This window comes from Alteromonas sp. ABV4_515 (assembly GCF_056160345.1).
This window is the reverse complement of sequence record NZ_JBSWWZ010000001.1, coordinates 213095-225908: the sequence shown is the minus strand read 5'-3', so window position 1 is coordinate 225908 and position 12814 is coordinate 213095. Positions and strand designations below refer to the sequence as shown.

The following is a 12814-nucleotide window of genomic DNA, read 5'->3' as shown; positions in this document are numbered from 1 at the left end:
CCTTTTTATCTCTTGTTTTCGGTGTTTATGCTGCTGTCTCATTGCGTTGTCGGGTATTACCCGCGGCACAGATGACAGTGGAAACTATTGTGCCGATGACCAACTGCCAGGTAAAGCCGAGTTCAATGCCCCAGGTTTCAGGCAACACGCTTTTCATTACATAGGGTTGCATAAAAAGAGGTACACAGAAACCCGCAAACAGGGCGCAAATCACTGAGTTTTTACTGCCGCGTTCAGTGAAAAGGGTAATAAAATAAACGCCAAGCAACCCGCTGTAGGAAAATACCATCACGCCCAGGGCAAATTGCAGCAGCGGCGTGTTGGTGTATTGCTGCCAATAGAAGCACAGGCATGCCATGCTGCCCAATGCCAACGCCATGAATGCCATCGCAATACGGCCCGCCTTCACGAAATGGCTATCGTTGCGCTTTTGCTTACGCCGTTCCAGCCAGGGGCGATACATGTCTTGAATCAATACACTGGACATAGAATTCAGCCCGGAATTCAGGGTTGATAATGCCGCTGCCAGAATGCCTACCGTCACCAGACCACGCACGCCATCGGGAATTTCGTTAAGTACGTAGTACATAAAAATAGTCACTGGCTTGCCAGCAAAGGTGGGCACGGGTTCATCAGCACCAAGACTACTCATAAGATCAGGGCGTTGATAATATACATAAAGTAATAGTCCGATGATCAAAAACAGGCACATCACCGGTATTACCATGACCACCGAGAGCAACATGGCTTTGCTGCCTTCTTTTGCATTTTTGCACGTGAGTACACGCTGAGTCATATCTTGATCGAGTCCGAATGCAGCTATGTTGAGTAGCACAAACCCGGTAAAGACCGACAGCAGGCTAAAAACACCGCTGTTACTGAAGTCGATATCGGTATTGAACAACAGCAGTTTTGATGTTTCGCCCGGAGCCGGGTTTTCCAATGCAGCAATAATTTCAGCATGCGATACGGGGATAGCACTTAGCAGGGCAACGATAACGGCCACGGCGGCGCCGATATAAATTGCGGCTTGTAGTACGTCGGAGTAGATTACCGTGCGAATGCCGCCGTAAACGGTATATACCAAACCAACTACAGTGATGATAATGGTGGAAATTATCACGCTTTCAGCATCGATATTACCAAACAGGATCATGGCGACTGCCAGTGCGGCCATGTAGAGTCTGGCACCACTGGCAAACACGCGTCCGAACAAGTACATGGCCCCAGCCAGTTGTTTGGCTGACTCGCCAAAGCGTTGCTGTAGCAGTTCGTAAACGGTATAAACATTTTGTTTATAAAAACGCGGGATCAGAAACGCAGCCACGAAGAACGCAGCGATGAAGGCACCTATGTTGGTTGAGAGGTAAGTGAGGTCGCCCCGGTAACCTTGATCTGGACCACCCAGGAACGTTGCGGCAGACTGCGAGGTGGCAAGTACAGAGATTGCCACTAGCCACATGGGCATGGTGTTTCCGCCAAGAAAGTAGTCCTTTGCTGAATGATTCTTGCGGTTGAATAACCAACCACTGGTAACAAGCAGGAGGCCATATCCCGCAAAGACCAGCAAATCCATTACCGCATAATGCCCGAGCATACCTTCCCGCTATATTTATCAGCCTGTTAGCTGCCCCACGATAGTGTATTCCGGCTAATATGTATAGCCGGATCTAGCCCAGCATTGTAATATGCTTAACTTTCCAACCGCAGACAGGACACACCGCCGTTGAGCAGACAAACTCGCGCTATCATTCACGCTGATGCCATTGAAGACAATTTCCGTTTAATGAAAAAGTATGCTGGAAACGGGCAGAATATGGCGGTGGTGAAAGCCGATGCATACGGACATGGTGCGGTGAGTGTTGCACGGATATTACGCAATGAAGCCGCTGCTTTTGCCGTGGCCATTATTGAAGAAGCGTTATTGCTTCGTGAAGCCGGTGTACGTGCACCTATTGTTGTGCTTGAAGGGCCGCATCAGGCGCTCGAATGTGAGTTGGCAGCACGAGAAAACTGCACGCTGGTGGTTCATCAACGGGAACAACTGGAATGGGTAAGGCAGTGCCGGGAAGGCCGGAAACCAAAAGTCTGGTTGAAGGTAGATTCTGGCATGCATCGGTTGGGTTTTGATTGTGAGCGTGTACCAGCGTTGGTAAGCGAGTACAGCGATATTATCGATGCCGATTCTGTTCTGGTTACGCATCTGGCCTGCGCCGATGATACCGCAAACTCCTTCACGGTAGCGCAACTGCACGCGTTTAATAAAGTGCGTGAAGCGACCGGGTTAGACGTGAGTATTGCCAGTTCGCCGGGTACAGTAGGGTGGCCACAAAGCCGAGGTGACTGGAATCGAATTGGTATTGCCATGTATGGTGCCGAGCCGCTTTCAGAAGCCAGTGGATTAGCATTAAAGCCCGCGATGTCGTTGCAGGCCAGTATTATTGCGCTGCGCAAAGTAAAAAGCGGTGAAACAGTGGGCTATAGCCAAACGTGGCAAGCAGAACGGGACTCGCTGATTGCAACCGTCGGCATTGGTTATGCCGATGGCTATCCTCGTCATATGCCCAGTGGCACCCCAGTAATCGTAAAAGGGCAGCGCGCCGCGTTGGCTGGCCGCGTTTCCATGGATATGATCACCATAGATGTGACCGACATTGCGGATGTCGCCATTGGTGATTTTGTGGAGTTGTGGGGAAAACAGCTGCTGGTGGATGAAATCGCCCGTTGTGCGGGGACAATTTCGTATGAACTTATTACCCGTGTGTCTCAACGGGTTCCACGCATCGTCAGACACATCTAATCCCCCGGTTTCGGTAGGTTAAAGTGTTAAGTTGCGAGCGAATACATAGAATATTCTGCAAATAAATAAAGTTGCTCAGGCTACCATTTAGCGACAATTTATGTTGGTTGGGCGTTCGCTTATTGAAAACTTTTTAGTCAGCCCACAGTATGATTTTGTACCGCGAGCAGGCAAAGATTCCACTTTCTCATTTCCATTATTCAGACTGCTTATTATTCTAATTCTCTTAATTCGTTAGAATAAAATCTCTCAGTTCCGATGCAAGTTCTGTCATTTCGCCTCGCGGACGCGGTACCAGCAAGGTTAGTCGAAAGGATAGCGGCCAGATTCTTAAATCCATCCTATAGTTGATTGGATAAATGCTGGACGCCTTGCTGCAGTATGGAAACCGTTTCTGACATTCATTGTGAGGTAAGTTATGAGAACTGGTTATAGTAGAGCGAGAGTGAACCGTGGTGCTTATTCACGGCCTGTACCGCAACAACAATCGACTAAGCCACAGGCGAAGCCGAAAGCCAAATCCAAATCTTAATTCAAATAGAAAAAGCCCGGCAACTAGCCGGGCTTTTAGATCGTACAGGCAAAGCGGGAAGAAAAGGGCAGAGTTAACTCAATTTCACCCGGTTCTCATGTTGCCCTAATTAACGTGATGTCGCGCTGTCCCGGTCATCCATCGGTGATGCTTCTTCTTGCTCATCTTCGCTGGTGATCCCCGGCAGGATATAGCGTTCAGGTCGGTGATTAAGCGACAGCACCATATTCAAACAGAATGCAGCCAATACCGACATCAGTACCAGTTTCCAGTCGAGCACCAGCAGTGACGACAGCAAGATAATGGTGTCTATAGACAGTTGAAATGTACCCGCGCGAATGGAAAATCGCTGTTGCAGATAAAAAGCCAGAATACCAAGTCCGCCCATGCTTGAGCTGTGACGGAACATAATCAACATGCCTACACCCAGTAAGATCCCACCGAAAATGGCAGTGAAGATGGGGTTGGCGTTATTGATTTGCACAAATTGAGGAATGATATCTGTGAGTAACGACACCGTGGTAACGGAAATAAAGGTATTGATGGTGAATCGCTTACTGATATGTGTCCAGGCCAGCGCATAAAAGGGCACATTGATAACAAAAAACAGCAAACCAAAATTGATTGGCAGTGCATATGTGCCGAGTAGCGCAAGCCCCGCAGCGCCGCCCACCATAAGATCCTGAGATTGGAAGAGATAAAGCCCAAAGGCGACAAAAAGTCCGGCGCTGACTAACGCGAAGAGATCCTCGACCACACTGTGTTTTGGTTTCTGCATTGATAGCCCCTGATTTTTAAAAGCCGGTATTATACGGAGGCATCAATGCGAAGTAAGCTGCTGGTTAAATTTTGCACTTCCCAATTCCGGTGAGTGTGGAATGAATGATTTACGCCGTGTGATAAAAGTGTAAATTGGACAGTTAATGAACTATGTCGATGAAGAGGCTGAACTAGTCACCAAGCAGACGACGAAAGCCATTCCTGACGTCGTCTCCGTAGCAGCACAAAATAACTTTAGCAGGGCTTTGGCCTCTACTTGCATGCAAGCGAATATTGCCAAGGGCGATCTCGCAAGCCATGTTCACGGGGAAGCCATAAATGCCACAGCTTATTGCAGGAAAGGCAATCGTACGAAAATTATGCTTGCTAGCGATATTAAGACAAGCGCGATAACATTTTGCCAATAGACTGTCTTCATTATTACCGCCGCCGCGCCAGACAGGGCCTACTGTGTGGATGATATAAGATGCGGGAAGCTGAAAGCCGGGTGTTAGTACAGCCTCTCCCGTTGGGCAGCCATTTAGGTTTCTGCAAAACTCAAACAGTTCGGGGCCTGCAGCATGATGAATGGCCCCATCAACACCTCCGCCGCCTAACAATGACGAATTTGCTGCATTTACAATGGCATCCACCCGAAGCTGCGTGATATCCCCATCAAATAACTCAATCGTTGCCATGTAATCCTCAATACGCGGACAAAATTCTGCAAAACCCCCATTCTGTCGTTAATCAGTAACAGTGTTTGCCGGATACAGCCGTCTAGCGCCATATTTCACCTATGGATTGCAGTTTCCACGCCACAGTTTCATGCGCTGTTTCCACGTTATTTGGCGCTGGTTCATAGTTGATCAGAAAAAGCGGCATACTACGGGTTGAATTTGAGGCGGGATAACTATAGATACCTTTTATGTAATTGAAATGTATGAATTTAATTTATTAGGAGAAAGCCAAAATAAGGCGCATAATCGGCCGTTTTTTAATCACTTGTGGGAATCAATATGATTTTCTCTAATGATCGAGTTTCCGTGTATGTGTTGTCGGTTTCTGATACCCAAAAAATCAATCAGTCGCAGCATGGCACACGATTCCGCGATGCTGTTCAACTGCTACTTCCTGGTGGTGAGGGCTGGATTTTTGATTATGGTGTACTGGTTTTTTGGGGCGTGGATGAAGACGAAAGGCTGGCTTTTTTACACCGCTTGCAAATCAGTGGCGAAGCATTGTCTGGAGAACATCAGGAGCATGTCCGTTTCGAAGTTGGCGCGCCTGCATTAAAGTTACATGGCGACCTGATCTCCTTACCAGGAGACGAAATGCTGCTGCGATTGGCGGTGAGTCACGCTCTCGCGCAGTCGACAAAATTAAACGAGTTTGAATATCAGGCCGAACAGACTATTGAGCAATATGCGCACCTACCAAAAACACTGGCAGAAACTGGCAAAATTAATCTGAGCAGTAAGCGCCTGGCAAGCATTCGTGGGCATTTGTTCAGCACGAAAAGTGATATCTTTTTGCATTATGGTTTGCTGGATACCCCAGAGTTTTTCTGGGAATACCCGGAATACGAAGAGGCGTACAACGCAACCATGAAGTATCTTGATATCAGGCCGCGGGTGGATCTGCTATCGAATAAGCTAAACGTGATACATGAATTGTTTCAAATGCTGGCCGACGAAGTGAAACATAAACACTCTTCATTCCTCGAGTGGATTATCATTATTCTGATCGCATTTGAAATTATCATGTTTGGTGCGCATGAGCTAACAACGTTACTTCAGGGCTGATGCCCATTTGATTACGTGTGACTGCCCACAGCTCTCACCGACGTGTAGCCTAAAACAGGTAGCAGGATCAAAGTGAGAAAGGCGGGAGCATCTAGAATGGCTGCGGCAAGGATAGCTGCAGCCCAAAGGATACCAGTAGTGACTTTTAGCTTGTTGCAATTATTCATTGGGGTGTTTCCGCTGTCTTATTGAACCTATCGTTTAACCTAGCAGACAGACTGGATGAGAAACAGGCGAAAAGTTTTACAAAATGTGTGGGCGATGTGGTCTTTCAGGAAGGGAATGCTGTAGAAGCTACTCATATAAAAACAGGCCTTATAAATAAGACCTGTTTATCGGGTGTTTAGACTAGTGATCACATTCAGCGAGCAGCTTGGATTTCTTCTTGATTTTGCAATCAAAAATCTTCTCAGCATTTTTCCTTCCAATATAGTAAGCAACTGTATATGGATGGGCCCGCTCAAAAAAACGCGAAATTGACTTGGTAAATGCATTCATAAAAGAGCCCTCCTGTGGTTTACCCGTCACTATCATATAATTATGACAGTAATATGTCTAACGTGTTACAGAGAAATTTAGTTCACCACGATAAAGAATTTTTATCGAATACTTATGCGGGGAACCCTTTTAAATATAGGAGGTTCAGCGCAAGTTTCAAGCATATCTATGCTATATACGCATTAACTATAAACTACCACTGGTGTATAATTTTTTTGTATATATCTTCATCAAGCAAGCTTTTAGGGGCAGTGTACGTGGTTTGTGAGCCCAGAGCGGCTGTGGCCTCCGCCCAATTTGCATAGCGTACATTATCAATCACAAACAACGATTGCGGTGAAGGTGATGTGCGATCAAGGGCATAGGTACTCGCCTTAGAAGGTGCTTCATCTAAATGGGCAACCGCTGAGCTCGAAATGAAGTCTGCTACACCGTCGTTATTAATATCTTTTGTCAGCCAACTAATTTGCAAAAGGCGGTTGTAACTGCCGTCCGTCTGCATCTCAGAGATGGTTTTATCGAAGGCTGCTACTAATGAACTGCTGCTTTCCGTACTCTTGCTTATTGCTACATGAAAGCCTGCCCGAAGTAGGGGAGAGGGTGAACGATATGTCAGTTCTTCGTTGTCGGCTAACAAAAGCTTGTTAAATTCGTCGGCTAATAGCCCGGTCGTCATAAGTAGTGGTGCGCGTTCATCGGCAAACTGACGAAAGGCATCGAACGTAGTGGGATTACGCGACCACTTCACCGTGGCAATTTTGCGAAATTCATCTGTATTGGCGAAGCGGTTTTCAATTGCGATTCGAGAATCCTGAAGCTGAGGCAACAACTTAATTTCGCTTACGTCAGGGCGTTTGGATACAACATAGAAATTAAGTGGTAGATAGCTGGCGGAATAGTGGTAGTTATCACTTCGCGCATCAAGGCTAATAAATGCGTATTCGCCATTCAGCTTCCCTGTTGTTATCGCACCGCCAAGAAAGGCCCTACGCATTACATTTAACTCGACATTGGTATCCATCCGGCGAAATGCCTCGCCGACAATGGCGTTGAGCCGCGCCGGTTCTCCTTCGTCGTCTACGTATGTGGCAAGTGGAGAGGCACCTAGTTTCAAATCCGCACCGTTGGCTACGGACAGGCTACTGATGAATATTAATAAAACGTAATTAATTACCTTAATCATCAACTACTTCCTGATAAGTCAGTCTCTACCGTATCGGTATTTACTGTAAAAGTGTAGTAGTTAATCGAGAAATCCGGGGAAAACCACCTTTGGTATGGTGTGAGGGGGAGTTGAGAGTGAATTGTGTGGAAAGCGATAGTGGTATCGATATCTCGCTAGCCCGTTATATTCTTCTACCTCTTTATCTCGTTTAGCGAAATCAGTACCTACAGGTACATGGCGGGCCATATGACTGTAGGTACCGCTATGGTTAACTAGCTGACTTGGGCTTTCAATGCCTCACAGGTTTCTTTTACCTCGTCATATTTTACACACTTATCGAGCTCTGCTAATGCTTCGTCAGTTTTGCTCAGATTGGATAACGCAACGGCTTTTTGCACGATGAACTTGCTGTTGCTACCGAAAATTTCCTCTGCCAACGTAATGCTTTCCAATGCGGCATCATAGTTATGGTGTTCAAAATCATGCTGGATCTTTGTTTCAAAAAGCGACGGTGATGCATACTTCCATTGTTTAACTAAAGCCAAATTCTGCTCTGCTTTAACTTTATTGCCTTGCGCCGTTCTTAAGTTGTACATGACCTCACGAATGTAGGGGTGTCCAGAGGTTTGTGAGGTAACGGCTGCCCTTGCCAGGCGTTCAGCGTCTACCAGATTATTGTTGGCCAGCGCATTGGAAGCTGCAAAGGCGTTATTATAGCTTTGTAAAAGTGATGCAACTTGCGGATTAGCTTTAACCTCTTTCCAACTTGCTTTGTTTACACGGCGACGAATATTCGGTTTATATTCTCGTCGGGCATATTCTCTTATCGACTTATCACGCTCTTCCGGTGAGTTATGCAGCTGCTTGAACTGTTCCGACGCGAAACCTAATCCATTCTTGAGTCCGCCCATCACAGTGTCGTTAATTTCGACTACCATGGAATTTACGTTCATTTCTTCAAAGGCAGCACTTAACGCCTCTTTCTTCTGGTCCCAAAACACAGCCAATATGTTTTCTTGCTTACCTTGGAAGTCTGCTAAACGCTGAAGTATGTGGGCATTGGCTCTCGGGGAGTAGCCTGCTGCCAGTGCCATGTCGAAGCCGAGCAAGTCTGCCTCACCTTCTTGCGTACGCTGCCAAGCGGTATTCCAAACACTGTCCGAGAGTGATTGAATCACCGTGTTGTAAATTGCGGCTTTGGAGATATTTTTTTGTCCTTGCTGACTGGCGTTGTAGGTTAATTGATGTTTTCCTCCCACCTTCGTTAGCTCGGTATCTCTTACCACGTTGGCGGCAACCACTACCGATGCCAGCATCTCCACATTTTTCTTGTCTTGTTGGACAACCGCATCGCGCTCATGATGACGAAGTAAAATATGGCTTGCCTCATGGGCGATAAGCAGAGCGAGTTCGTCTTCACTCTCCACATTATTAATCGCGCCAAGCGGCATGCTTATCATGCCGTAGGCATCGGCATAAGGCGCGAAAGACTGCGCATGTACTACCTGAATTTGCATTTTTACTGGCGTGCCGCTCCACTGCGCCACAATCTTATCCAGTACACTGGTTAAATAGGCATTTAATTCAGGAGAGTCTACAAGATGGGATTGGCGAATTTGATTGGCGGGAATATCCAGGCCAGAATAACTGATTAGGCGACCTTCACCGGTGAGTGCATCGTCCCGCTGTTTGTATTCGTCTACGTCATCCTGCTCGATGAATTTGCCCGCAAAATCTTCATGGAGTGGCCCTCCTATGAGTTCGCCCATGGATTTGCTAATGCCTTCAACGGTGGATTGGCAACCAGCTAAGAGAAGCAGAGGCATCATCAATAGTGAAACCGTGAATTTCTTCATTTTATTGCTCCTCTGAGCCTGGGCAGTTATTACCGAATCCCATGGTTCCTGCTTCAACACTTTTTGAGTCTTTCGCCTGGGCTAATACGGTACAGGGGATATCGACATCTTTGGTCTCACTTAAATTCACATAATAGGTATCTAGCCAAATTAATGAGCCATCTAAAGCCTTAATCTGAACCAGTTCTTCGTCTCTATTAAATTCCTCGACGAGTATTTCCGGCGATGGCAATTCAGATTGCGAAATATCTCCGATATAGGCACCTGTGGCATCGACGATTTCCAACGGATCGATGTTAAAGCTAAGAATTTTTACTGGGTCGGCGGAGTCAGCATACGCGTTAACACAAAGTATGAGTGACAGGACGGGGAGTACTTTTTTAATCATTACCTTTCCTTAGTGTTGATAAGAGGGGGGAGCGGTTGAGATGCCGATTACCCCTGCATTTAGCTTTTGTTAATTATCAATATCCAACTCAAATTTGTGATGTTTAAGTTGGCGGTGCAGAACATACCGTACGATGGAGATCACCATGAAAACGGCAATCCAATTAATGGGCTGGGTATGAAAAACCAGCATAAAGATTAATGTGGTTGCAAAAATTAAAAGGGTAAGCGCCACAGCGCCCCACTGACTTCGCTGCTCGATGTCTTGTTTGGTAAGTAGGGCGTTGTTTTTCTTCAGTCTAAGTTTGCCCACGCTAAACAGGCCCCAGACCACCACCATGGCTAGTAAAATCCACTCTGCAATGTCGCAAGCATCAAATTTATAAAATACGGAAGGAGCAGGGCGAAAATAGTTATTCTGCATGGTAATTAGGTTGTCTAAAGCCATGGCATGAAGGTAAACGCCAGCAATTTTTCCGTTTACCGGAGTAATCACTTCATCTCGCGCGCCTTGAATTAACGCGCCGAGTAACACCGTTTTTCCCGCAAGGGCCTCGGTGAACAAAAGCCGGGCTGTTTCTGAATTTGCAGACAGTTGCTGTGCCATAATTGTTCTTGTATGAGGGCACGATTGTTGCCAATCGCCAGTAACCTTCCAAAAAATCTCTCTTCTAATAATTTCAGCAAGATTCCCCAATTTGCTTAACGCGCCACTAATATCGCGGCAATTATCACCAACAGCTGTGAACTCAGACTGCTTAGGATGAGGCGTTGCGCCCCACTGCAGATAAATGGGTTCTTCACTCGACAATGCGCGTTCATCGCAGGCGTTGTTTTGACAATAGATATCAAACAATGCTGTGGCAGGTGTGCTTAACGATTCACCGTCGTCAGCGCTGCCTTGATAATACTTGCGAGGGTAATAATGATCTTCTCCTTCCCATTGCACGACCACCGGGCGATTTACTTTAAAAAGCGCCTCGGGGGGAAGCTCGGTGGTTTCTGGCTTAGGAATAAAAATGGGCGTTCTGCGTCCTGCATTGTCGAGAATATTCTGCAGTGATGCGAAGTTATCGCCGTGCCCTTTACGATCATGGGTGTAGAGCAAGTCGATAAATAGCGCTTCGGGTTTATAACGGAGGATTCGACGTACCAAACGACTCTGCTCAGCAAACGGTAACGGCCACCTCGTCTTCTCAGTCGACAAGTAGGTATCGTCAATGAGTATGACGGTAATTTGGTTATGACCATCACCGTCATAAAACAGCGATGTGATACGATTTAGCACTTCTGCCGAGGCTTCATCGGTGACAGAGGATATTTTAAAAGGATCAAGAAGATAAGTACCAACCAAAAGCGTGGTTCGTACATAAAATGGGAGGCTCGTAAAAATGATAAAAATAAACATGAAGTTTTTGATAACCAGCCTTCCTTTGGCTTTAACGGTAAAACGTTACTAGTTAATTCTGGATACTTCAGCCCTTTGTTTATTAATTAAGCGTTTTACGTTGATAAAAGTCAACGTATAAATTGCTTTATTTTTAACCGTTTTGAGATTCGCAATGGGGGAATAAAGCGCAAGCTAACTGACCGTTAGCCTGCGAGAGGGTTTTAGATAATTTTTCGGTATTAGTCGCCAAAACTTCCAGCCGCGCCGGGGTAAACCACCGGGCTTTCAATGCCGTCTTTACTCACACTGGCAACGCCGAAGAAGTAGTTATCAATAACAATGTTTTCCAGTGTGGTTTCTGTCACGTCGCCTACATATTTACTGTACTGCCATTGCGGGGCATCGGTATAGCGCCAATACACTTTGTAACCGGCCAGTTGCGGATTTTGATCTGCATCGGCGGCTTTCCATTTCAGTGTTGTGGATGGCTGCACCGCCCCTTCGATAGACACATCAGCCGGTGGCGTTGGAGCCCAAGACATAGCAGCCAAACTTACTGCGTTCAAGCCGGTAAGTTTCGCCGCATAATCAAAGTTTACGCCGTCCAGCGTGTCGCCATATACGATGCCATCTTCGGTGCGTAAATCTTGATGTTGGCGGGTATAGTTCTCGTTAGTTTCCATGATGCGGATACCAGGATAACCCAAATCATTGAACGGACGATGATGACCACCACGCCCATAGCGATCAAGACGATAAATCACCATGGCATCGAGGTTTTCGATGTACTGGTCTGCGATTTTGTCGATGTAGCGAGCCAGGTTTCTGCTTGGTGAGTCTACTTCTCCGCCGGTAAAGCGACGAAGGCGGGATTCTGCTTCGGTTTCAGTCACCCGGGTGCCTTCAGCAAACAAGCGTACTGTACTGTTATTGATAACGCCATTTACGCCTTCAATGTTGCCGATCATGTCGTTGTTCAGTACTGCTTTTAAACGCCAGCCTTCTTCCTGCGCTCTTGCAGCGAGAATTTTACCGCCGAACAAGCCTTGCTCCTCACCAGATAGCGCGGCATAAACAATGGTACCGTTAAATTGATATTTACTCAGCACCCGGGCTGCTTCTAAGGTGCCGGCAACACCAGAAGCGTTGTCGTTCGCACCGGGGGCGTCAGAGGTAAAGTCCATAACGTCTGATACCCGTGAGTCAATATCGCCAGACATGAGTACGTAGCGGTCTGGGTCGGTAGTTCCGCGCTGAATGGCAATCACGTTGACTACTTCTACAGGGTTGGGAATTCGCTTTTCACCACTGATGGTTTCACTCACTGTGATGACTTCCAGACATCCGCCGCAATTGGCAGAGATTTGTTCGAATTCTTTTTTGATCCAGCGGCGGGCTGCGCCGATGCCACGGGTATCTGATTTTGTCTCAGATAATGTATGGCGGGTGCCGAAATTTACCAGTGTGGTGATGTCTTGTTGTATACGGTCTGCAGAAATTGCTTTAGCAATATCGTGTAGTCGTGGGTCGTCGTTGGTGGTAGGCGCTGCTATCGCTGAAGCGGACAGCAGCATCGTAGTAGCAACCAGTGTGCGTGGTAGCATAAACACTCCTTCAAGCCT

At 46.8% G+C, this 12814-nt stretch carries 11 protein-coding genes; 2 read left to right on the top strand and 9 right to left on the bottom strand.

The features are described 5' to 3' along the window. Positions 1 to 25 precede the first annotated feature (25 nt). Positions 26 to 1597, bottom strand: a complete 1572-nt coding sequence (locus ACXAGX_RS00935; protein WP_474836005.1) for a sodium:solute symporter — start codon at positions 1595 to 1597, stop codon at positions 26 to 28. 129 nt (positions 1598 to 1726) lie between these two features. Between ACXAGX_RS00935 and alr the strand changes: the two genes are divergently transcribed. Further along, positions 1727 to 2800, top strand: coding sequence for an alanine racemase (alr, locus tag ACXAGX_RS00930; protein ID WP_474821988.1), 1074 nt, complete (start codon positions 1727 to 1729; stop codon positions 2798 to 2800). 641 nt (positions 2801 to 3441) lie between these two features. Here alr and ACXAGX_RS00925 read toward each other — a convergent pair. Both ACXAGX_RS00925 and ACXAGX_RS00920 read right to left on the bottom strand, forming a co-directional pair. After that, positions 3442 to 4110, bottom strand: coding sequence for a YitT family protein (locus ACXAGX_RS00925; RefSeq protein ID WP_474821984.1), 669 nt, complete (start codon positions 4108 to 4110; stop codon positions 3442 to 3444). Positions 4111 to 4282: 172 nt separating this feature from the next. Further along, on the bottom strand, positions 4283 to 4789 hold the full coding sequence (locus ACXAGX_RS00920; RefSeq protein WP_474821980.1) for an O-acetyl-ADP-ribose deacetylase: 507 nt from the start codon (positions 4787 to 4789) through the stop codon (positions 4283 to 4285). A gap of 321 nt (positions 4790 to 5110) precedes the next feature. Between ACXAGX_RS00920 and ACXAGX_RS00915 the strand changes: the two genes are divergently transcribed. Then, the gene (locus ACXAGX_RS00915; protein WP_474821976.1) at positions 5111 to 5896 is read left to right on the top strand and encodes an RMD1 family protein; all 786 of its coding nucleotides are present in this window, start codon (positions 5111 to 5113) and stop codon (positions 5894 to 5896) included. An 11-nt stretch (positions 5897 to 5907) separates the two neighbouring features. Here ACXAGX_RS00915 and ACXAGX_RS00910 read toward each other — a convergent pair whose 3' ends face one another. The 6 genes from ACXAGX_RS00910 to ACXAGX_RS00885 form a co-directional block, all read right to left on the bottom strand. Then, positions 5908 to 6063 carry a hypothetical protein gene (locus tag ACXAGX_RS00910; RefSeq protein ID WP_474821973.1) on the bottom strand — a complete coding sequence of 52 codons (156 nt, stop codon included), beginning with the start codon at positions 6061 to 6063 and terminating at the stop codon, positions 5908 to 5910. Between the two features lie 524 nt (positions 6064 to 6587). Then, a complete protein-coding gene (locus tag ACXAGX_RS00905; protein ID WP_474836003.1) occupies positions 6588 to 7577 on the bottom strand; it encodes a substrate-binding periplasmic protein in 990 nt (329 codons plus the stop codon). A 254-nt stretch (positions 7578 to 7831) separates the two neighbouring features. Continuing rightward, positions 7832 to 9415: a M48 family metalloprotease gene (locus ACXAGX_RS00900; RefSeq protein ID WP_474836001.1), complete on the bottom strand. Its 1584-nt coding sequence runs from the start codon at positions 9413 to 9415 to the stop codon at positions 7832 to 7834. 1 nt (position 9416) lies between these two features. Beyond that, the gene (locus tag ACXAGX_RS00895; protein ID WP_474821959.1) at positions 9417 to 9803 is read right to left on the bottom strand and encodes a hypothetical protein; all 387 of its coding nucleotides are present in this window, start codon (positions 9801 to 9803) and stop codon (positions 9417 to 9419) included. A gap of 69 nt (positions 9804 to 9872) precedes the next feature. Then, a complete protein-coding gene (locus ACXAGX_RS00890) occupies positions 9873 to 11156 on the bottom strand; it encodes a CHASE2 domain-containing protein (protein ID WP_474821957.1) in 1284 nt (427 codons plus the stop codon). A 275-nt stretch (positions 11157 to 11431) separates the two neighbouring features. Next, a complete protein-coding gene (locus ACXAGX_RS00885) occupies positions 11432 to 12766 on the bottom strand; it encodes a M28 family metallopeptidase (RefSeq protein ID WP_474836807.1) in 1335 nt (444 codons plus the stop codon). Positions 12767 to 12814: the final 48 nt, after the last annotated feature.